Annotated in this window: 22 protein-coding genes; 21 read left to right on the top strand and 1 reads right to left on the bottom strand. The window is 32.4% G+C overall.

Annotated elements, in window-relative coordinates; translation table 11 throughout:
* The first annotated feature begins 123 nt into the window (after positions 1–123).
* Complete coding sequence (locus H8K90_RS01085) at positions 124–1,104, top strand: hypothetical protein (RefSeq protein WP_186844093.1); 981 nt, start codon at positions 124–126, stop codon at positions 1,102–1,104.
* Positions 1,105–1,125: 21 nt separating this feature from the next.
* Complete coding sequence (locus H8K90_RS01080; protein ID WP_186844092.1) at positions 1,126–1,275, top strand: hypothetical protein; 150 nt, start codon at positions 1,126–1,128, stop codon at positions 1,273–1,275.
* A gap of 189 nt (positions 1,276–1,464) precedes the next feature.
* On the opposite strand, the gene H8K90_RS01075 is transcribed toward H8K90_RS01080, so the two are convergent.
* Complete coding sequence (locus H8K90_RS01075; protein ID WP_186844091.1) at positions 1,465–3,585, bottom strand: helix-turn-helix domain-containing protein; 2,121 nt, start codon at positions 3,583–3,585, stop codon at positions 1,465–1,467.
* Positions 3,586–3,823: 238 nt separating this feature from the next.
* Between H8K90_RS01075 and H8K90_RS01070 the strand changes: the two genes are divergently transcribed.
* The 19 genes from H8K90_RS01070 (at position 3,824) to H8K90_RS00980 (ending at position 21,422) form a co-directional block, all read left to right on the top strand.
* Positions 3,824–4,417, top strand: a complete 594-nt coding sequence (locus tag H8K90_RS01070) for an ankyrin repeat domain-containing protein (protein WP_186844090.1) — start codon at positions 3,824–3,826, stop codon at positions 4,415–4,417.
* 12 nt (positions 4,418–4,429) lie between these two features.
* Entirely contained in the window at positions 4,430–5,515 is a 1,086-nt protein-coding gene (locus H8K90_RS01065) for an acyltransferase family protein (RefSeq protein ID WP_186844089.1), read from the top strand.
* Positions 5,516–5,725: 210 nt separating this feature from the next.
* Entirely contained in the window at positions 5,726–6,052 is a 327-nt protein-coding gene (locus H8K90_RS16935) for a hypothetical protein (protein ID WP_246457472.1), read from the top strand.
* 356 nt (positions 6,053–6,408) lie between these two features.
* Positions 6,409–7,011 (top strand): hypothetical protein, encoded by a 603-nt coding sequence (locus tag H8K90_RS01055; RefSeq protein WP_186844088.1) that lies wholly within the window; start codon positions 6,409–6,411, stop codon positions 7,009–7,011.
* Between the two features lie 52 nt (positions 7,012–7,063).
* Positions 7,064–7,633 (top strand): hypothetical protein, encoded by a 570-nt coding sequence (locus H8K90_RS01050; protein WP_186844087.1) that lies wholly within the window; start codon positions 7,064–7,066, stop codon positions 7,631–7,633.
* Between the two features lie 11 nt (positions 7,634–7,644).
* Positions 7,645–8,577: an NAD(P)-dependent alcohol dehydrogenase gene (locus H8K90_RS01045; RefSeq protein ID WP_186844086.1), complete on the top strand. Its 933-nt coding sequence runs from the start codon at positions 7,645–7,647 to the stop codon at positions 8,575–8,577.
* Between the two features lie 54 nt (positions 8,578–8,631).
* Positions 8,632–9,486: an alpha/beta fold hydrolase gene (locus H8K90_RS01040; RefSeq protein WP_186844085.1), complete on the top strand. Its 855-nt coding sequence runs from the start codon at positions 8,632–8,634 to the stop codon at positions 9,484–9,486.
* Between the two features lie 7 nt (positions 9,487–9,493).
* Positions 9,494–10,477: an alpha/beta fold hydrolase gene (locus H8K90_RS01035; protein WP_186844084.1), complete on the top strand. Its 984-nt coding sequence runs from the start codon at positions 9,494–9,496 to the stop codon at positions 10,475–10,477.
* 210 nt (positions 10,478–10,687) lie between these two features.
* Positions 10,688–11,941 carry an alpha/beta hydrolase-fold protein gene (locus H8K90_RS01030; protein ID WP_186844083.1) on the top strand — a complete coding sequence of 418 codons (1,254 nt, stop codon included), beginning with the start codon at positions 10,688–10,690 and terminating at the stop codon, positions 11,939–11,941.
* 281 nt (positions 11,942–12,222) lie between these two features.
* On the top strand, positions 12,223–12,798 hold the full coding sequence (locus H8K90_RS01025; RefSeq protein WP_186844082.1) for a hypothetical protein: 576 nt from the start codon (positions 12,223–12,225) through the stop codon (positions 12,796–12,798).
* Between the two features lie 132 nt (positions 12,799–12,930).
* Positions 12,931–13,758, top strand: coding sequence for an alpha/beta hydrolase (locus H8K90_RS01020; RefSeq protein WP_186844081.1), 828 nt, complete (start codon positions 12,931–12,933; stop codon positions 13,756–13,758).
* Between the two features lie 229 nt (positions 13,759–13,987).
* Positions 13,988–14,674, top strand: a complete 687-nt coding sequence (locus H8K90_RS01015) for a DUF4386 domain-containing protein (RefSeq protein ID WP_071339919.1) — start codon at positions 13,988–13,990, stop codon at positions 14,672–14,674.
* Positions 14,675–14,805: 131 nt separating this feature from the next.
* On the top strand, positions 14,806–15,888 hold the full coding sequence (gene trpS / locus H8K90_RS01010; RefSeq protein ID WP_222611298.1) for a tryptophan--tRNA ligase: 1,083 nt from the start codon (positions 14,806–14,808) through the stop codon (positions 15,886–15,888).
* Between the two features lie 27 nt (positions 15,889–15,915).
* Entirely contained in the window at positions 15,916–16,770 is an 855-nt protein-coding gene (locus H8K90_RS01005; RefSeq protein ID WP_186844080.1) for a CPBP family intramembrane glutamic endopeptidase, read from the top strand.
* Between the two features lie 186 nt (positions 16,771–16,956).
* Positions 16,957–17,856: an MBL fold metallo-hydrolase gene (locus H8K90_RS01000; protein ID WP_186844079.1), complete on the top strand. Its 900-nt coding sequence runs from the start codon at positions 16,957–16,959 to the stop codon at positions 17,854–17,856.
* Positions 17,857–17,910: 54 nt separating this feature from the next.
* A complete protein-coding gene (locus H8K90_RS00995; RefSeq protein ID WP_186844078.1) occupies positions 17,911–18,618 on the top strand; it encodes a CPBP family intramembrane glutamic endopeptidase in 708 nt (235 codons plus the stop codon).
* Between the two features lie 269 nt (positions 18,619–18,887).
* Positions 18,888–19,973: a sensor histidine kinase gene (locus tag H8K90_RS00990; RefSeq protein WP_186844077.1), complete on the top strand. Its 1,086-nt coding sequence runs from the start codon at positions 18,888–18,890 to the stop codon at positions 19,971–19,973.
* Positions 19,960–20,682: a LytR/AlgR family response regulator transcription factor gene (locus H8K90_RS00985; protein ID WP_186844076.1), complete on the top strand. Its 723-nt coding sequence runs from the start codon at positions 19,960–19,962 to the stop codon at positions 20,680–20,682. Before H8K90_RS00990 ends, H8K90_RS00985 begins: the two co-directional genes overlap by 14 nt.
* Before the next feature lie 119 nt (positions 20,683–20,801).
* Positions 20,802–21,422, top strand: coding sequence for a hypothetical protein (locus H8K90_RS00980; protein ID WP_186844075.1), 621 nt, complete (start codon positions 20,802–20,804; stop codon positions 21,420–21,422).
* Positions 21,423–21,436 lie beyond the last annotated feature (14 nt).

Below are 21,436 nucleotides of genomic sequence, written 5' to 3'. Positions count from 1 at the left end.
TTAATGATTTTAAGCTTACTAAGTTAAAAGAAATTCATTATGATAGGCGTCTGACTAAGCATAAAAATTAAGATTATTATAGTATTCCTTGTTATCTTATGACATTAAGATTTGCAATCCATTATGTTACACGCAGTAAAAGAAATTGAACAATTATTTGAACAAGCTATTGAAACCAGTGAGTTCGATGTCGTACTCACGCTTATAAACTATAAGGGTATAAGTTCACAAAACCTTAATTCCAATTTACTAGAATTTTTTGATGCTATCCCTTTTTATACGAAGTTATACAGAGAACTAGAAGGCAAGGAAAAAGCGAGAATGGGTTTGCAGCTATATTCAACATTTTTTGAAAACAGTGATTTCTATAATATGATAGGTAGCCTTTGTCGTATCACGCTTGGGTATAAAGGATCTTCTTATCTTTTTTGGAAAACTCGTAAATACGAAAGACTATTAGGTATAGGGGAAAAGCAAGATTTCTTAATGGAATTGTTTGCAGATACCGAGAAGCAAAGTTTAATTAACTTTTACGAGACTGTTCATTTTAAGGAAATCAGAAATTCATTTTTTCATTCAGCTTATTCTATAGAAGAGAATGAATACGTTATGCACGATACAGAACCTATGTTAGTAGATGGGATGAATAAAATGTCTTTTGATATTCCATCATTCTTTTATCCCAAAGTAGAAGCAGTAATACTATTATTTGATGCTTTTAAAAAGTGCTATTGGGATTTGTGGAATGGGTATAATGAAGACAAGATTGTAGACGCTTATTTCCCTAACCCATGTAAGGCAACAATTATTGGTTTAGATGAAGGACTCAAGGGATTTAGAATAAAAGATTCTGTAAGCCTTTATGGTAAACTTCACGACTCTGGTATTTGGTATGATGAAGAATACAAATTCTGGTCAGGACGTAATATCCAAATGAATATGGCTCGTATCGAGGAAATAGAAATAGACGACCAGCTAAAACGTTATGAAAGCAAAGAGAACATTGTAAAAAACGATAAGGACTTCTTTAACCTTGTAGATATGATAAGAGAGAAACAAGATCCTAAAACTTTGCGTCGAGCAACAATTTTACTTCTTAAATAGGGTGATTTTAAAAAGGATCAAATGGAAGCCGAAGAAAATCCATACAAGAAGAAGAGCTTTCCTAATATAATATTACCCTATTATAGATTGGCTATGGAAATAGGAGGTCAATTTTTTAAAGATATTGATAAATTCAACAAAACCATCAAGTCTTTAGAAACCGATAGTTAAGGTAGTTTACACTGGTGCTTAAATTTATTAATGATGATTAGGGTTATATCCTGATTTAAAAAGTTCGAACTCTGTCCCATTTTTATTTACTCTTAAGTTATATGAAATTGAGTTGATTGCGCTAAAATTTAACTATTACTCAACCTCAACCAATATTTTGAATAGTATGGATAATTAAATTCCAACGATCTATAATAGTTTTTCCTTTTTTAAAGTTTCTTTAAGTATTTTATGTTTTTCCCAAAATTGCACTTCTATTTTCTCAATAGTTTCGTCGTATCTTGGATGATTCTGCAACTGGTTCAATAGAGGGTCTTCCTTCATAAATAAAAGCACCCAATATTGGAAACCATCTTGTGAACTAAATTTATCGTAGGCTTCTATAGCTTTATCTGGTATATTTTCATAAAGATACAGCATAGCTAAACTTGCCTCTCTGTAAATTGACTCATCTTCTTCCAAATAATCTTTATATTTCTGAATATATTTTTCTGCTTTATTAGGAAGACCCAATTTTTTATAGGTGTAGGCTATTTTTATGTTCTCTGCTGGATACAAGTCAATTTTATCAGTAGTAAGTATACTAATATATTTCTCGTAATAAACCAATGATTTTTCGTAATCTTCCTGAAAATAATATGTTTTGGCTAATTCTTGAGTGATATCAGCGCGAGTAGTATCTTTACGCCACTCTATGAGCATTTTTTTTCTTAAGGATTCTAAATCTTTATTATTCGCATAATCTATAAAATTTTTTAAGTAGGTACTATATTGATTTTTAGGATTATACTTCAGAGATTCTTCAATGTATTTTGAAGCCTCTTTAGCAAACCCATTTTGGACTAATGCATTACTCAGGTTTAGATAGATAAAACTTTTAGATACACTATCGTTAGCTTCAATATTTAATTTAATTCCTTTTAATGCATAAGTGAGATACTTTTTTGTATCTGGAACAACTCTAGCATAGATATCAGATAAAATTAGCACTACAGAAGAAGCATTTGGATTATAATCTAGTGCTTTTTCCAAGTAAGGTATCGCTAACCTAAATTCGTTTGCGTTTATATAATACAGCGCTTTTGCAATCAAAGATAATTCTGAAGTTGAATCATATAACAAGGAATTGTCTGCGTATTCATTTAATTTGTCTAAATATTTCTTTTCAATTTTATTTACATCTAAATAATAGTAGCAAATTGCAACCTGAGCATAAGCGAGTGCAAATTTCGAGTCGTTTTCTATCGCTTTTTCAAATGAACTTATGGCGGCTTGCAAACCCTCCTCTGTCTTTGTTTGTAGGGCTTCAAGTCCTTTTAAATAATAGTCATATGCTAATACGTTTTCTGTTGGTTTTTTATCTATTTGTTTTAGTTCTGCTGGTGTTACAGTTACTTCGATGGCTTCTGCAATTTTTTTTGCAACTTCGTTTTGTATGGAAAAAATGTCTGCCGTTTTATGGTTGTACTGTTCTGCCCATATCGGAGTATCCATTGAAGCATCAATCAATTGAATATTCAATAAAACTTGATCACCAGCACGTTGCCCACTTCCTTCAATCAAGTAATTGACATTAAGTTCCTGTGCTATTTCTAAGATGGTCTTATCTGTATCTCTATATTTTTCTACAGAGGTTCTGCTTATAACTCGAATATCTTCTATTTTTTGTAGATTATTTAATGTCGACTCCATAAGTCCATTAACAAAATACAGGTTATCAGAATCGCTACTCATATTCTTAAACGGCAATACTGCAATAGATTTCTTAGAGTTAGCATTCTCTTCATCACCGTTCGATACTTCTTTTTTTGGATAAAACGAGAATGCTGCTATCACTAAAACCAAGAAAATTCCAAATAGTATTTGAATTCGGTACTGTTGGAAAAACCCTTTTTCAGCAACTTTAATAGTGTCTTTGTTTTGGTTATCTTCTTCTACCTTTACTCCATCTTGTTCAAATTCTATTTGCTCATCTATTTTTTTTCGGGCTTCGCCTGGCGAATACCCATAATAGTCCTTAAAACATTTAGTGAAATAGGAATTATTACTAAAGCCCACCTGATAAGAAATTTCAGAAATAGTAAGTTCCGTTTCTTCTAAAAGTGTCATCCCTTTTTGGAGTCTGACTTCACGAATAAATTGACTAGCACTACCTTGTGTTTGCTTCTTAATTTTCCGCAACAAATTTGATCTACTCATATTCATGAGTTCAGCCAATTCTGAAACCCCAAATTGCTCATTAGAGATATTCTCTAAAATAAGAGCCTCAGCCTGTTCTATAAATTTTCCTTGATATGAGATTTTAGACATGTTGTTTTATACTAGTACAAATTTAGAAATTTATATTGAACCATTCTATGGTTTTAAGTTTGAAATTCTTTAGCAAAAAAACAGTTGCTTGCGTCATAATTTATACTTCTGCGTCATAATTTTCTACCTCTCATCAAACTTTATACATTAGGCTTCATACACATTATCAGTTGATTAGGGTGGTTTCGCATCTTTGTAGGAACAAAAATCAAGTTATAAATCGTTACAATTTAAAATTATGAAAAAACTTACGATTAATTCAATAAAAACGACCATTCAGATGTTATTCTTAACGCTTTTATTAACAAGTTCATGTGCGCAATCTGACAAAAAATCAAACTCAGATAATATTGCTAAAACTACAAAAATTGCAACCAAACCAAGTATAGATATTCACGGAGCTGTACTCACTGGAAACTTAGATGCAGTTAAGCAGCATATTGAAGCTGGGACGGACATTAATCAAAAAGAGGCTATGTCTGGTTCTACACCATTAATGACCGCAGCCACTTTTAATAAACCAGAAATTGCAAAAGTATTGATCAACGCCAAGGCAGATTTGTCTATTGAAAATAATGATGGTGGCACAGCTTTACATACAGCAGCATTCTTTGGACGTATTGAAATTGTACAATTACTTATTGATGCAAAAGCAGATAAATCAGCTCGCAATAATTATGGAGCTACAGCAAGAGAAACTGTAATGGCAGATTTTGCTCAAATGAAACCTATCTATGAAATGCTAATTCAACAATTAAAACCAATGGGGTTTGAATTAGATCTTAATGAATTACAAAAAGCACGTCCTGTTGTAGCAATGATGCTTCAATAAACATACAATACGATGACCACAGAAAGAAGATACGATATTGATTGGTTAAGAGTAATTGCTATAGGCTTATTATTGATTTACCACATAGCTATTATTTTTCAACCTTGGGCCATGTTTATAGGTTTTATAAGAAGCGAAGACGCTTTGGTAGGACTTTGGGAACCTATGACGATGCTCAATGTTTGGAGAATACCTTTGCTATTTTTTGTATCTGGAATGGGTTTATATTTCGCAATGAAAAAAAGAAATTGGAAGCAATTGTTTATAGAGCGAGGTAAACGAATTCTATTGCCCTTTGTGTTTGGAATTTTGGTAATCACTCCATTACACTTTTTAGTTTTTCAGAACTACTATAATATGCCACTGAGCTATTTTCCACATATGGGACACCTATGGTTTTTAGGAAATATTGTGGTCTATGTGATTGTGTTGTTACCTCTTTTTTTCTATCTGAAGAAAAACGAAAATGGAAAATTTGGAATGACCATTTCAAAAGTCATGACCTATGCTTTAGGACCGTTATCTATATCAGCATTTTTTATGTTAGAAATTGGTGTTGTTCAACCACAGTTATTTGAACTGTACGCTGAAACATGGCATGGATTCTTTATGGGTTTTCTTGCGTTCTTTTTTGGTTTTCTTTTCGTATACAGTGGTAGCGCATTCTGGCAAACCGTTTCTAAATGGAAATGGTTATATATAGTCATAGCGTCTGTCTTATTTGCTATTCGTTTCACTAGATTTGAGTCTATATCAAATATGTATATCACCAGCATAGAATCAAATTCTTGGATATTGGGTTTATTTGGAATAGGATATAGTTACTTTAATAAACCAAGTGCCTTACTAAGCTATTTGAGTGCAGCTGTTTATCCAGTTTATATTATTCACATGTTTGTCTTATATGCAGGTGCATTACTCATTCTGCCATTAGATCTTCATCCTATGCTAGAGTTTGTAGGAATTACCCTATTTACGTTTATAGTCTGTTTTCTCATTTATGAATTCATCTTAAAAAGAATTACAATCTTGAGACCTTTATTTGGTTTGAAATGGAAATTTAAAAGCGTCGTACAGAAAGAATTAAAAAGGATTTAGAATCTAACTCAAACTTATCTTTTCACTTAATAATAGTTATCAGTACATCAAAACAATAAAATATAATTCATCAATCAATCATCAATCAAAAAACGAACAATTATGAAATTTTCTAACGTACAATTAGATTTATTTACGCTCATGTACTTTTCCTTTTGAGATAGAGACATAAGCTTTACATTGTGTTATCATTATTTTAAAAGTCTTATTATGAGTTATTTAAAAATAGTATTTCAATTAATAAAAAGCCTATATCCAGTGCTAATCTTATTGCTAATATCTTGTAAGGAAAACTCCGTTTCATTAGCAGATCAACCAACCCTTGCAGATTATTACGAGAATTTTTTGATGCCAAACGTTAAATTTAGGGAAATGGGCACTTCTTCAGACACTTATGGAAAAGACATTTATTTTGAAAACATGGTTTTAACGAGAATGACTACGATCGCACAAAATCGTGAGGCTTATGGTAATGCCATTGAATCATTAAAGAAGCTAAAAGACACATATGCTGAATTACGAAATACAAATGAATAATTCAGAAAAAAATCGTGAGGCTTATGGTAATGCCATTGAATCATTAAAGAAGCTAAAAGACACATATGCTGAATTACGAAATACAAATGAATAATTCAGAAAAATTTGATATCGAGTGGTAAACATCAATTTAAAAAATCAAAAAACAAACAATTATGAAATTAATTAAAAGTAAAAAAAGGAATTAGACTTGCAATTGGCATAGTTTCAGGAGTATTATTAGGCGTATTAACCTCAAACATAGCTTTGTGGCTTCCCATTGGAATTACCATTGGCGCAGCGTTAGAATACTCAAAAAAAAAATTAATGTATTAACTAAGAATACGAAATAAATCATCAATCAAAAACAAACAATTATGAAATCTATTAAAAAACAAATCTTATCAAGAATGGCTTGTGTAGCCTTTACATTATTATCAAGTATAACCTATGCACAAAACACAAATTCAGAAACAACAACACAAAGGGATGGTTTCATCTTCGAATTCGTAGTAGGTGGTGGCATTATCAGCATAGAAGATAGTGCAGGTATTCAAACCTTTGACAAGGCTCAAGGAACCTTTGTTTTTCCAGATCTAAAGTTTGGCTATATGTTAAACGAAAGACTTGCTATTACTGCCTCTTTACCAGGAAACATCTACGAATTTCAGGACAATGACAGAAATTTTGGAGCATTTATCCCATCTGTACAGTATTGGGTAAAAGATCGTTGGTGGATTCATGGTGGAATTGGATTAGCCATAGACTCACCTGCACTATATGATATTAAAGACAATGTAAATGACGATTGGAATTTTGGTGCCGCTGTTATGGCAAGCACAGGTTATGAGATTTACAAAAAGAAAAATTTTGCGCTCAATATTCAGTCTAAATTGGTGCTTGGTAGTGTGTCTTTAGATGGAGGTGCGGATAGAGATGCCGTAATCTTTAATGTAGGATTAGGGTTCAGCTGGTTATAATGTTGAATTTGACTTAAACACGAATAGAAAACTAATTTTTAATTGAAACATTATGAAACGTACAATAATAATATTAGCGCTAATTATCTTTTCCACGACGATTGGTGTTGCTCAAACAACAAGTGTAGAAAAATCAACATTCGGATTACAAACTGGAGTTTTAGGAATCTGGGCATATAATGAAGCAAAACTATCAAATACTATAGCACTGAGAATTGAACTTGGTTTTGATTTTGGTATTTGGGAATCTACGTTTTACGATGATTATGATTCTCCATTTTTGCTAACACCTGTAATAGTTATGGAGCCAAGATTCTATTACAATCTCAAAAAACGCTCAGAGAACTCAAAACTAATTGAAGGAAATAGTGGCAATTTTATTGCTTTAAAAATGGGTTATCATCCAGAATTGGCGCTGTTCAATACTGACGATGCTCCTGTGGTGAGTGATTTTTCTATCATACCTACTTGGGGAATTAGAAGAAATTTAGGCAAACACTTTAATTATGAAGCAGGTCTTGGTGCCGGATTTAGCTACACATTTGCTAAACGTGCTGGTTATTTAAAGAACAAAAGTGAACTGGAATTAAATATGCACTTGCGAATAGGGTATAGGTTTTAGCAAAAACAATTATGAAAGCAATAAAATGTCTAAAATATGGCGATGTAGATAATCTGGTGCTAGGTAATGTTGAAAAACCAACACCTAAAGCTAATGAAGTACTTATAAAGATACGTGCTACTTCAGTTACCACAAGCGATGTTCTTATTCGGAGATTAAATGAACCTTTGATCTCTAGATTTATACTTCAACTCATATTTGGTTTTGGTCGTCCAAGGAATCCTGTGTTGGGAATGGTATCAGCTGGAATTATTGAGGCTAAAGGCAAGGAGGTGACAATGTTTGAAAATGGTGATGAGGTTTTTGCCTATGGTTCTATCTCGCCTACTAAACGTCGTTTTGGTTCTTACGCAGAATATATTTGTTTACCAGAAGTTTGGAATCTAGCCCTAAAACCTATAGATCTTAGTTTTGAGGAAGCTGCAGCAATCCCTTATGGTGGCTTACTTGCTTCTCACTTATTAAAAAAGACGAGCATAAACAAAGGCGACAATGTTTTAATTTATGGAGCGTCAGGAAGTATAGGTACAATGGCGATACAATTGGCGAAGTATATGGGTGCTCATGTTACAAGTGTATGCAGTAGTCGAAATTTTGAATTAGTAACCTCTTTAGGAAGTGATAAGGTGATTGACTACACAATAGAAAATGCTGAAAAACAATTAGAAACATATAAATATGTGATTGATGCTGTAGGCAATTCGAAATCATCGAAACTAAAAGAAATGAGCAAAAAAGCGTTGACTTTGAATGGCAAATATATATCCATTGATCATGGGACTCCATTAACTCCAAAAGAAGCTTTTTTGAATTTAAAAAGGTTAGCCGAACAAGAGAAACTTAGACCTGTTATTGATAGAGTATATTCTTTAGAAGAAATGGCCGAAGCTCACAAATATGTGGAGATGGGTCATAAAAGAGGAAATGTGGTAATCACTATTTAGTTGGACTATAGATAATCTCAATCCATAAATCATTAATAAAAAAACGAACAGCACATGTTTTTTAAATCACAAGAAGGTAAATCAAAAATTTTAAGTCTTTACAATCAAAAGTTGAATGAGCTGAATATTGAATATTCAGAAAAATTGATACAGAACCAATTTGGGGCTACTAATGTTATAATTACTGGGGACACTAAAAACCCTCCATTAGTGCTGATTCACGGCACAGGTGGTTGTGCACCACAAATTTTAGATTCGTTTCCAAATCTAAGCTCTAAATATTGTGTTTATGCAGTTGATGTCTTAGCCCAACCCACCAAAAGTGCTGAGAATCGATTAGATATGAAATCTTTGGATTATGGCAAATGGTTGGTTGAAGTCATTCAGAAGTTAGACCTTACGGCAGTAACATTGGTTGGGTTTTCATTTGGTGGATTTATTTCTTTAAAGACTTTAGAATTTGATGAAACCCTTATAAAAAAGGCGTACCTCATTGCGCCAGTTTACATCGTAAACGGTAACCCTTTTACAGGATTGTTTAAAATGTTTATACCCTTAAAGAAATTCACAAAAACGAATAAAAGTAAGTATCTCAAAAAAGTCATGAATGTCCTCTTTAGTGAAGCCGATGATTTTGCTTTTCAATTCATGGGGACTACGTTTCAAAATTGCAACATGGATTTTTCGCCGTTGCCGGTTATTTCAAAAAATTCAGCAAAAGAAATTAATACACCAATTACCATTTTCGCTTCAGAAAAGGATATCCTGTTTCCAGGCAAAAAAATGGTAAAACGCGCCGAAAGAGTTTTTCCGACACTAAGCGAAACAGTATTACTGGAAGGTTCAAAACATGTCCCGAATGCTAAGAATTTTAAAAAAATAGAAGATTTAATTATTGATAAAAACTAACATTGAAATGACACAAGAATTTAAATTTTCAAATTTTCCCAAATCCAATATAATTTCAATAAATGGAATTGAGTTAGAAGTATTTGAAGCAGGTAAAGAAAATATGGGTAATCCAATTGTACTTTGTCATGGCTTTCCCGAACATGCTTTCTCTTGGCGCTATCAAATACCAGCGCTTGTTCAAGCTGGTTATCATGTCATTGTTCCAAATCAAAGAGGATATGGTAATTCATCGCGCCCTAAAGAAGTAACGGCATATGATATAATCCATTTAACAGGTGATTTAGTAGCTTTACTTGATTATTACAACTACAGAGATGCTGTTTTTGTGGGACATGATTGGGGTGCAAATGTAGTCTGGAACTTGGCACTATTACATCCAGATCGTGCCAATAAAATTATAAATCTTGCCTTGCCTTACCAAGAACGAGGTGAAAAACCATGGATTCAATTCATGGAAGAGCTTTTTGGTGAAGAGTTCTATTTTGTTCACTTCAATAAAAAACCCGGAGTGGCAGATGCTGTGTTAGATAACCATGCAGAAAACTTTCTTCATAATTTATTTCGTAAAAATGTACCTCTAGCGCCACCAGAATCAGGAATGTTAATGATGAATCTTGCCAAAGCTGAAAAACCACTTGGTGAGCCTATTTTGAACGACGATGATTTGTCTGTATTTGTGACGGCCTTTAAAAATTCTGGATTTAATGGCGCTATTAATTGGTATAGAAATCTAGACCGAAACTGGCACTTAATAGCAGATATAGACCCAATCATCAAACAGCCTACACTTATGATCTATGGTAATCTAGATATGATTCCAAAATTTGAAAGGCTCCAGGATTTTGTTCCTGATTTGGATATGATTTGTTTGGATTGTGGTCATCATATTCAACAAGAATTACCACAAGAAACTAATCAATCAATTTTAAAATGGTTGACAAAATTTAATGGTTCACAAAGAATTGAAAACAAGAATGGTAATTTATAGAGAGTAGGATGAATTGAAATAAGCAATTTTGAAGGTCTCGCTTTCGCGAAAGCGGAAACTATAATAGGTATGAGTTACTTAAGAAACAGCTTAGAAAACACAGGATTTTAATTCCGAGTTTATAAAGTGTTAGATTTGCTAACTTTAAGTAGAGAGCTGTAGATCTCTGGGCATCAATAAATTAAATATAAAATTAATTAAAATAATAAAATGAAAAAACGATTAAAAATAGTATTAACAATAGGGCTACTTATTGTCTTTCAAGAAATATCGGCACAATCAAAGTTGATTCAATCGAGTGAATTTGAAACTGAAATTATTGATACCGTATATTCAGAGACATTGAAAGAATATCGAGAGTTTTGGGTTAAACTCCCTGAGAATTATAACCCAAATAGTAGTGTAAAATATCCTGTTGTTTATTTGTTAGATGGATTTTCTTTGAAAGAAAATTTAGAAGCAGTTTATGACAATTATTGGGGACATTATTTGCCTCATATGATTCTAATTGGAGTTTCTAACAAAACTGACAGGATACGGGACTTAACTACTTCACAGATTAAAATGAGACGTGGGCAGGCAATGGATAAAGAAACTGGCGGTGCTGAAAACTTTACCCAATTTATTGGAAGAGAATTAATCCCATACATTGACAATAAATATCCCTCTTCGCCTTACCGTACCTTAATTGGCCATTCATATGCAGGACTGTTTACGATACATATGCTGGTTAATCATAAACATCTCTTTCAAAACTATATAGCCATAGATCCAAGTTTGGATTGGGACGACCAAAAATTATTGAAGGAGGCAAAAGAAAAGCTGAGTTCAGAAAGTTATAATGGCAAATCTCTTTATGTGTCTTTAGCAGCAGAACAGCTACACATGTGGGATGAAGAAATAACCATGGAGAATATTATGGACGACACTTCAGAATTCACTTTGTTTACACGTTCAATCATTGACTTTTCAACTTTTGCGACCTCTCAAAAACAGAGTGGATTAAATTTCTCATGGAAGGTGTACAATGAAGATTTACATGGTACTGTTCCGCTCCCAACGATGAGAGATGGATTGATTTTTCTTTTTAAATGGTACCAGTTTCAATCTCCACAAAAATATAATAATCCTGAAACAAAAGTAGAAGAATTGGTTAAGCTATTGGAAAAACAAGAAGAAATCTATTCAACTCATTTCGGTTATCCCTTCCCTCCAATGATTGAGGAAATGTTTAGTGGCTATGGCTATATGAATTTACAAATGGGGCAACCTGAAAAGGCTTTTATATTTTTCAAATCGAATATTGATTATTATCCCAACAGCGCAAGTGCCTATAATTCAATGGCAGACTATTATGAAGCTCAAAATGATATTACTAATGCACTAAGGTTTGTGCAAAAAGCTGCTGAATTAAGTAATGACGAATACTATAAAAACAGAATTCAAGAACTAAAAAACAAATAACAAAGGCTAATATTTTGTTTAACCCGCATTATGCATTAGAACTTTGTGATGAGAATCAAAAACACAATAAATCAGGATGTTAGATTTGAAAAGCATAGCACCGCTATGGTTAGAGAAGACAACGAAACGAAGTGGCTGATTTGCAGTGTTTTTGGTTCGTAATAGATTTTCTAATTCATAATGCGGGTTTAAGTAATGCCAAAGTAGAAGTCTTATAGGAAACTACCAAGCAATCTGCCACTACTCCTACAATTTATCGTTAGCACTTATTTGAGAAAAAAATGAAACCATTAATAAAATTCATAGAAAAGAATATTTCAGGCAAAAAGGTTTTAGGACTTTTTATCTTGACCAATCTTGTTTACACCTTTATGCTGACTGTTACAATTCCCAAAACAATGAAATTCTCTAACGGAATGAAATTGTTGGATATGATGCCAACGGGATATGATTTGAATTATGTCAATGAATTATTCACTTCGCTTGGAGAAAATGGACGTTTGACGTATCTAACCAATCAAATACCTGTTGATATGATTTACCCACTGCTATTTGGACTTTCTTACTGTCTGCTAATGGGTTATTTCTTGAAAAAATTGAACAAATTAAATTCCCCATATAGTTATCTCTGCATAATACCAATAATTGCCGGAATTACAGATTATTTGGAAAATATCGGGATTATCACAATGCTAAAAATCTATCCCGAATTGAAAGAATCTGCAGTGTATACAACCAATATATTTTCAGTTATAAAAAGCATTTCAACAAGTATAGTTTTTATTGCATTCATAGTAATCTTAATAACACTTGGAATTAAAGTATTAAACAGAAAAAAAAGTGCTAACACCGTATAAAATTAATTGCTTGTATTAGCCAATTTACGAAAGTCCTCGCTGACTTTCTATCTGTGATTTATTTGTTAAATCAGGTGCTTAAACACGCAACTGACCTTATACAAAACCCTTACCAAACATATAAAACAAACTATGAAAAATTTGACATTTGTAATTTTATATATTCTTCTTTCAGGAGTACAAACCACATTTGGACAAAATGAAACAGATATTATAGTAGGAAGTAAGTTCGTTATTAAATCTAATATTTTAGATGAAGAAAGAACCTGTTTAATAAGTCTTCCTGATTCATACAATAATTCATCTGAAGTTGATAAAAAATATCCAGTTATCATATTATTGGATGGATATACTCATTTTAAAACAGCATCTGGAATAGTACATTTTATGAGTTCTAATAGGAATCGAAACAATTTAATGCCTGAAAGTATTATTATAGCCATAGAGAATGTTGACCGAGAACGAGATTTTACAGTTACAAAAATTAAGACCAAACGACCGAATAATATGGGAGGTGGAAGGAATTTTTTGAATTTCATTGAGAAAGAACTAATACCTTATATTGATAAAAAGTATAAGACAGAAGCGTTTAGAACTCTTGTTGGGCACTCTTTAGGAGGACTACTTACACTAAATTCCTATATGGATGAAAATAGCGTATTCAATGCTTACATTTCTATAGACCCAAGTATATGGTGGAATGAGGAGATGATGAAAAACAAAGTTGATTCTATTTCCTCAATATCATTAGATAAAAAACTTTATATCGCTACTGCCAATCAAGGAGAGGCTAATTACGAAAGGAATAAACAAAGACACGACTCTCTCTATACTTTAATAACAAAGAAATCGGATAAACCTCTAAATATCGAAATAGAATATTTTGAAAAAGAAAACCATCGCTCTGTACCATTAGTAGCTTTATACGAAGGGTTAAAATATATTAATCAAGAGGAATGATTTCGAAGCTGGTAATATCAACAAATACGTTTGGTAACACCGTATATAATTTATTGCTGGCTTTTTGCCTACTTGCGAAAGTCTTTGCGGACTTTCTTGGTCGGTAATTAGTTGCTTAAAACACGCAACAAACCATATACAAACACGTTGTGTGCCATTAGGGCAAAACTGTAACAATTAATCTTTTACAGAGTCCGAATTAGTATAAAATAATAAAAATAAATAATCTATGATTGCAAATACAGAACAGAAAAATTTAATTAAGACCGCTAGAATAACTGGCTTATGGTATTTAATGATGGCTATTACAGGAATTCTAGGGTTTATGGTCTTTCATTCTCAAATATTTGTGTCTGGTAATCCTGAACAAACGCTAACAAATTTAGTAGAATTAGAATCTACAGCAAGAATTAGGTTGCTATTAGAATTTGGTATAGTAATTTCTCAGGCTCTTACCGCAGTTTGGTTCTTCAAATTATTTAAAGATAATTATGAATGGGAAGCTTGGACTCTAGGTATATGGGGAATGGTAAATGCTTTAGCCATTATGATAAGTGCAATTTCAATCGCCTCAGCAATAGGTATTGCAAATTCAGAAATAAGTGCTATGGAAGACAAAGTTTTACTAATTCAGGTTTTTCAAAATATTATTTCGAATGCTTGGGGTATTGGTGGCCTATTTTTCGGGTTATGGCTATTTCCAATGGGATACATAGTTATCAAATCTAAAAGGTTGCCTGTTTGGTTAGGAAGAATAATTATTTTAGGTGGTATAGGCTATCTAATTTCTACAGTTATACACTACGCAGGAATTGATTTTAGCTTCAATAGATTTCTAACTCTACCTGCAACCATTGGAGAATTTTGGATGATAGGTTATTTACTAATTTTTGGCATAAGACCTAGCTATAAGTAATTGCTTTGCTCTCCTACTTCTGAAAATCCTCACGAATTTTTAGTTTGGTTTATACTTGCAACGTTAAGTGATTATTCACGAAACTACTCATAGCCGAAATCGTTGTGGGTAATGAGAAAAATTGAACTTTCTTGAATAAAAGTAAACAAAAAATGATTAATAAAAGTTTTGAAAAAGCAAAAGAGCGAAGCAAATTATTAGAAAATGATTTGTATAAGAATCCTCAAAAGTACCGCGTATTAACGGGAGATAGACCTACAGGTAATTTGCATCTTGGACACTATTTTGGCTCAATTATAAACCGATTAAAATTACAAAGCTTAGGAATTGAGACTTATATTTTAATTGCTGATTATCAAGTGTTGACAGATAGAAATGTTTTTAATGAAATTTCAAAATTCACCTATGAACTAACTTTGGACTATTTAGCCTGTGGATTAGACCCTGAAAATTATAAAACTCATATTTTTCCACATAGTCATATTCCTGAATTAAATCAACTAACTATTCCATTTCTGACATTAGTTTCCAGTTCAGAATTAAACAAAAATCCAACTGTTAAAGAAGAAATTACTGCTTCAGGACTGAGAAATATTAATGCAGGAATGTATATCTATCCAGTTCATCAAGCTGCTGACATTTTGTTTTGTAAAAGTAATGTGGTTCCTGTTGGAAAAGACCAATTACCTCATATAGAATTAACTCGGAAAATTGCAAAGCGCTTTAATACCAAATTCAATAAAAATATTTTTACAGAACCAGTTGCACTTTTTACTGATACCCCTACTATTCTTGGGTTAGACGGTATTCAAAAAATGAGCAAAAGTCGCAACAATTCAATTATGATAAAGTCAACAGCTGACGAAACAGCAAAACTAATAAAATCTGCCAAAACTGATTCAAGTCGTTACATATCTTACGACCCCGAAAACAGACCAGAGGTTTCCAACTTACTTAAGTTAGCTTCCTTATGTTCAGATAAAAGTCCATCCGATATTGCTCATAAAATTGGCGACCAAGGATCAGGAAAACTTAAACAGCTAACAGAAGAAGCCATAAACACATATTTTGAGCCTATTAGAAAAAAAAGAATAGAGCTTGAAAAAAATAAAGATTATGTCAGGGATATTTTGCTTAAAGGTATAAGTAAGGCGAGAGAAACAGCGATTGAAACGCTGAGCGAAGTCACTGAAGCAATGAATATGAAAATATAATGGCACCATAAAAAAAAACTACTCATCATGATAAAATCTATAGAAAATAAAAAACAAACCTGGATAACAATATTCTTATTTCTGGGTCTTGTATTTGCTCTTACTTCACCATTCCATTATGCAATAGTTAATTTATATCCATCACGAATATATGTTGGCGCTATCATGTGGTGTCCTGCAATAGCTGCATTTATTACCTTAAAAATAAGAGGTCGTAAGATTTCATCTCTAAATTGGAATTGGGGAAATTGGAAATATATACGAATGTCGTACGTTATCCCAGCCTTATATGGTATAATCACTTATGTGCTTATTTGGATTTTCGGTTTTGGAAATTTAGCCAATAGCGAAGACATTACAGAATGGGGAAAAGAACTTGGCTTATTTGGCATAGGCACTTTAAGCCCAACATCAATAACTATCATAGCTATAATGTTGTTAGCAACTATAGAGGTTATTAGAGCCTCTGCAACAACATTAGGGGAAGAAATTGGATGGCGAGGATTTTTCATCTATGAATTAAGAAAGGTTCTTTCATATACTGGTGTATCAATTTTTAGTGGATTGATTTGGTCTTTTTGGCATTGGCCATTGCTTGTTTACTATAGTAACAATGTCCTATTAGAATTTACAACGTTCACTGTCGTAATTGTTTCTATGTCACTTATTATGACGTATTACACGTTTAAATCTAAAAGCCTATGGCCAGCTGTAATATTTCACGCAGTAAGCAATGTATATATTCAAAAAATATTACCTGAATTAACCATTAAAAATGAAGGAACGGAACATTGGCTTGGCGAAAACGGAATTATGTTTGCAATTGTGACTTGTGTTTTTGGAATTTACTTTTGGAGAAAAGCAATTAAAGAAAAATTATAAATAAAAATACAGTGAGAAATACCGTGTATAATTGCTTGCCAGTTCGCTGCGCTCGTTTCATTGCTAGTTCTAGCCTACTTACGAAAGTCCTCGCTGACTTTCTATCTGCGATTTATTTGTTAAATCAGTTGCTTAAATACATAACGAATCATACACAATCACATTAAAGCCAATATAGACCAACATATGAAAACAAAAATCACAATCTTACTATCAGCACTAATTCTGATTTTGTCATGCCAACCATCAATCGAAGACACTGTTGATTTAAATGTTCAAAATTGGATTCATGGTTCTGAAAACTGTGAAGATAATATTGACCCACCAATTCAGGTCGTTAAGTATAATAGCAATACTTATATTTTACGCCAAAACAAGTGTACAAATTACGAAGCACCTTTTATGTTTCTGTTTTTTGGTGAAAACAAAGCGCTATTAATGGATACTGGAGCTACTCAAGAAGATGATATTTTTCCGATTTATGAAACTGTAAATAGAATTGTTAACGACTGGTCTAAAAAGAATGGAGTGGTCAAATTAATTGTTGCGCATACTCATAAGCATGGAGACCACTTTGCAGGCGATGGACAATTCAAAGGAAAACCGAACACTTCTGTAATAGACCTTGAGGTTAAAGATGTACAAGATTTTTTTAAGATTTCAAACTGGCCCGAAGAAATTGTAGATTATGATTTAGGAAATCGTATGATGAAAATAATACCAATTCCTGGACACCAAGCTTCTTCAATTGCGGTTTATGATACTTCGACTAAAATTCTCTTGACTGGAGACACCTTTTATCCTGGTAGACTATACATAAATGATTGGATTGCTTTTAAAATGAGTATTGAAAGACTTGTAAAATTCACCGACATTAATGAGGTTTCAACCATACTTGGAAATCACATTGAAATGACTCAAACAGCTGGTGTTGATTACCCCATGGGAACTATCTACCAGCCTAAAGAACACCAACTTCCGTTAAGTGTATTCACATTAAAAGAACTTTCAAGTGCTCTAACAAAATTAGGAGATACGCCGACAAAACAAATTCATGATAGCTTTATAATATATCCAGTTAATTAAAAATACTGACACTAACAAAGACGTATACAGCTCACAACTAATTAGATAAATGATATGGAACCACAAAAGAAATACTTTAATATTAAAATACTTGTAGAAATAGCAATTGTATTCCTAACTATATTGAGCATAAAACACCTTGCGGATTATTTCGACGTAATTGGTGCTGGCTCAATAGCAATTTGGTGTGGTATTATAGTTAGTACGATTTTCATGAAACAAAAAAAAATAAACTGGAAAGAGCTTGGGCCTAAGATTCCAAAAGGCACAAAAAATTGGATGATTAATATATTGATAGCACTTGGCACTGTAATACTAGTTTTTTCAATTATGGGACTAATTGTAAAACCAATATTGGAAAGCTTTGGTCTAACGAACCCAGCAGGTGTAGCTGATAGATTTGCCTTTTTTATGGGAAAACCTCTTGTTTTTATAGGTTACCTAATTACAGTTGTTTGGTTTGGTGCAGCCTTAGGTGAAGAATTGTTATTTCGCGGATATTTACTAAATAGATTGGTTGATTGTACTGGAAATAATACATTGGGAATAATTATAGCATTAATTATACATGCTGTAATATTTGGAATGTTACACATTTACCAAGGATTAGCAGGTGTTATTGCCACTGGTTGTATTGCCCTTATATTTGGTTCAGTCTATTTTATAATTAAGCGAAAACTTTTTCCTATAATAATTGCACATGGAATTATTAACTCCTTCAGCCTTATTGGATTATACCTAAATAATGGCGTTGTAAGTTAGAGATAAAGAATTGAATAAAACTTAAGCCAACAAAGATGGATATAAAAAAGAGGAATCCTCTACTGAGACTATCATGAAGAAAGACAATCTTTAAGTCATGAATTCTCTTGTCTTCAATCTGTAAATTTTCTTTTTAGTAATTTATCCAAGCCTCATATATTCCATAGCCTAAATTCTTAAAATTAATAACAAACGCTTATCTCTTCTTATTCGCGCTCATGTATTTCTTTTTTCTATTTTTAAAGAAAATACGTTGCTTTGCTGTTCATATGAGTTTAAGTTATACCAATAAAATATCAAAAACCCGTTTATATTGGCTTTGCCAATTGATGGGCTGGTGCTTGGTGTCAACTTATTGGGCATACACCGTATATACCAGAGATAATTATGGAATTTTTTATACATTTTTAAATTATGTTTTGGATGTGGCAATTGGAATATTCTTAACACATATGTATAGAATGTATGCTTTAAAAGCTAACTGGAGTCAGTTGCCAATTAAAAAGTTACTTATTCGTGTTATTCCAAGTATACTTTTATTAGCGCTTCTATATGTATTAATAAACAACTTAAAATGGTATGCGTATTGGACTTTTATTGCAGGCGAGGATAAAAATTTCTTTGAAGCCATCATGTACTGGGATCCAATTTTACTTACAGGACTGCGACTAATGTCTATTTGGATATTGGCGTATCACTTATATCATTACTATCAAAAAGAAGTGGTTACGGCAAGAGAGAATGCTCAACTTTCCTTAATCGCAAAACAAGCCCAGTTAGATAATTTATCAGCGCAATTGAATCCACATTTCTTATTCAACTCATTAAATTCTATTAAATCATTAGTCATCGAAAACCCAAACGTTGCAAGAAGAGCTATTGATTTATTATCAGATTTGCTGAGGTCATCCTTATATGAAAAAGACAAAGATTTAACACCTATTAAAAATGAATTGGCTTTAGTTTATGATTACATTGAATTAGAAAAGCTGCGTTTTGAGGAACGACTTCAACTAAAAACCAGTATTGAAGAAGGCGTTATTAATTATAAGATTCCTGCGTTAAGTATTCAGTTATTGATAGAAAATGCCATTAAACATGGCATTGATTTAATAGTTGATGGTGGTATTATTTACTTAAAAATTAAAAAGAAGGATAGCCATATTCATATTACAGTTGAGAATCCTGGAATAATTAATCAAAATAAAAGTGTTGGATTAGGTCTCGAAAATTTAAAAAAACGCTTAGAAATTCAATATAAAGGTAAGGCTGTTTTTAGTTTAACAGAGAATGAAAATAACCATGTCTGCGCAGAACTAATAATTCCAATGCATATAAACGATGAAAAGATATAAAACCATAATCATTGATGATGAACGTTTAGCGAGAGAAGAAGTAAAACGTGCACTAGAAAAACATAAAGAGTTTGAAATTATAGCTGAAGCTAGTCATGTAGATGAAGCCATAACTTTAATTGAAGACTTACAACCAGACCTATTGTTTTTAGATATTCATATGCCTGGGAAATCTGGGTTTGATTTATTGGAAGAACTAACCAATGTGCCTGACGTCGTTTTTACAACGGCCTATGATCAATATGCTGTAAAAGCGTTTGAGATGAATGCTTTAGATTATTTGGTAAAGCCTTTAAGAGATGAACGTTTTTCTAAAACTATTGAAAAGGTAAAGGAAGAATTGTCTAATAGGGTAAAATTAGAGCCTACCACCTTACCGATGCATCAAAAGATATTTATAAAAGATGGTGAAAAATGTCATTTTATTCCTCTCACAGATATTTATTTTATTGAATCTTTAGAAAATTATGCACGTCTCTATTTTGGTTCGGATAAAGCAATGATAAAGCGTTCTTTAAATTTATTAGCAGAAAAATTAGACCCTAAAGTCTTTTTCCGTGTGAATCGAAGCCAAATGATTAACATACATTACATCAAAGAGATTCACCCCTACTTCAATAATAAATTACAAATTATGTTAACGACTGGGAAAAAAGTAGAAGTGTCTAGCAGGCAGTCCGTTAAGTTTAAAAACTGGAATAGTTTATAAAGAGAAAATCGCTAAATTTTCTAACGTTCATTGACTTTTTATTACGCTCATGTACTTTTCCTTTTTTGATAGAAACAGACTTCTTTACTTTGTACTATAATTAATTTAAAAGCCATATTATGAAGTATTTAAAAGTAGTATTTAATATAGAAAGAATCGTATATCTAGTGCTAATTTCAGTGTTGATATCTTGTAATGAAAACACTGTTTCAGTAGCAGAACAACCTATCCTATCCGATTATACAGTTGGAGAAAAATGGACTTGGAAATATAAAGGCGTAACCACTGAAGGCGAAGTACGTTCAGAAGGGGAAGACACAAGAGAAATAGTTAATATGAATGGCGGTTTAGGTATGGTGATTGAAAAAGATACGATTCCAGTTTCGGACATTGTAAAGCCAGAAGAAAGCGAAACACCAAGATACAAATGGCCTTTAGAGGTTGGTAAAACGTGGCGATATGAAAAAAATTGGACAAGTCAAGATGGTACCACAGGAACACAAAGTCAAGATGCAAAAGTATTATCCTACAAAGAAGAAACGGTAGACGCTGGTACCTTTATGGCGTACACCATAGAATACAAGGGAACGGTTTCTAATTCTAGAGGATACAACGCACAAACAGATGAAGTTTGGTTGTATGCACCAGAACTAAAAAACTTTATTAAAATGACGCAAACTCAAGACGGCTTTTTATACAATGAAGAGTTAATCAAATATGTATACCCAAATAAGAAATAGTTCTGTTTGCTATC

Origin of the sequence: Winogradskyella echinorum, assembly GCF_014297365.1 — a bacterium.
Taxonomy (GTDB): Bacteria; Bacteroidota; Bacteroidia; order Flavobacteriales; family Flavobacteriaceae; genus Winogradskyella; species Winogradskyella echinorum.
This window is presented reverse-complemented; position numbering and strand designations above follow the sequence as displayed.

Excerpts from the sequence above, each read along its gene's own strand:
- H8K90_RS01085 (WP_186844093.1), top strand. The coding sequence starts at position 124 with ATGTTACACGCAGTAAAAGAAATTGAACAATTATTTGAACAAGCTATT.
- H8K90_RS01080 (WP_186844092.1), top strand. The coding sequence starts at position 1,126 with ATGGAAGCCGAAGAAAATCCATACAAGAAGAAGAGCTTTCCTAATATA.
- H8K90_RS01075 (WP_186844091.1), bottom strand. The coding sequence starts at position 3,585 with ATGTCTAAAATCTCATATCAAGGAAAATTTATAGAACAGGCTGAGGCT.
- H8K90_RS01070 (WP_186844090.1), top strand. The coding sequence starts at position 3,824 with ATGAAAAAACTTACGATTAATTCAATAAAAACGACCATTCAGATGTTA.
- H8K90_RS01065 (WP_186844089.1), top strand. The coding sequence starts at position 4,430 with ATGACCACAGAAAGAAGATACGATATTGATTGGTTAAGAGTAATTGCT.
- H8K90_RS16935 (WP_246457472.1), top strand. The coding sequence starts at position 5,726 with ATGAGTTATTTAAAAATAGTATTTCAATTAATAAAAAGCCTATATCCA.
- H8K90_RS01055 (WP_186844088.1), top strand. The coding sequence starts at position 6,409 with ATGAAATCTATTAAAAAACAAATCTTATCAAGAATGGCTTGTGTAGCC.
- H8K90_RS01050 (WP_186844087.1), top strand. The coding sequence starts at position 7,064 with ATGAAACGTACAATAATAATATTAGCGCTAATTATCTTTTCCACGACG.
- H8K90_RS01045 (WP_186844086.1), top strand. The coding sequence starts at position 7,645 with ATGAAAGCAATAAAATGTCTAAAATATGGCGATGTAGATAATCTGGTG.
- H8K90_RS01040 (WP_186844085.1), top strand. The coding sequence starts at position 8,632 with ATGTTTTTTAAATCACAAGAAGGTAAATCAAAAATTTTAAGTCTTTAC.
- H8K90_RS01035 (WP_186844084.1), top strand. The coding sequence starts at position 9,494 with ATGACACAAGAATTTAAATTTTCAAATTTTCCCAAATCCAATATAATT.
- H8K90_RS01030 (WP_186844083.1), top strand. The coding sequence starts at position 10,688 with ATGAAAAAACGATTAAAAATAGTATTAACAATAGGGCTACTTATTGTC.
- H8K90_RS01025 (WP_186844082.1), top strand. The coding sequence starts at position 12,223 with ATGAAACCATTAATAAAATTCATAGAAAAGAATATTTCAGGCAAAAAG.
- H8K90_RS01020 (WP_186844081.1), top strand. The coding sequence starts at position 12,931 with ATGAAAAATTTGACATTTGTAATTTTATATATTCTTCTTTCAGGAGTA.
- H8K90_RS01015 (WP_071339919.1), top strand. The coding sequence starts at position 13,988 with ATGATTGCAAATACAGAACAGAAAAATTTAATTAAGACCGCTAGAATA.
- H8K90_RS01005 (WP_186844080.1), top strand. The coding sequence starts at position 15,916 with ATGATAAAATCTATAGAAAATAAAAAACAAACCTGGATAACAATATTC.
- H8K90_RS01000 (WP_186844079.1), top strand. The coding sequence starts at position 16,957 with ATGAAAACAAAAATCACAATCTTACTATCAGCACTAATTCTGATTTTG.
- H8K90_RS00995 (WP_186844078.1), top strand. The coding sequence starts at position 17,911 with ATGGAACCACAAAAGAAATACTTTAATATTAAAATACTTGTAGAAATA.
- H8K90_RS00990 (WP_186844077.1), top strand. The coding sequence starts at position 18,888 with ATGAGTTTAAGTTATACCAATAAAATATCAAAAACCCGTTTATATTGG.
- H8K90_RS00985 (WP_186844076.1), top strand. The coding sequence starts at position 19,960 with ATGAAAAGATATAAAACCATAATCATTGATGATGAACGTTTAGCGAGA.
- H8K90_RS00980 (WP_186844075.1), top strand. The coding sequence starts at position 20,802 with ATGAAGTATTTAAAAGTAGTATTTAATATAGAAAGAATCGTATATCTA.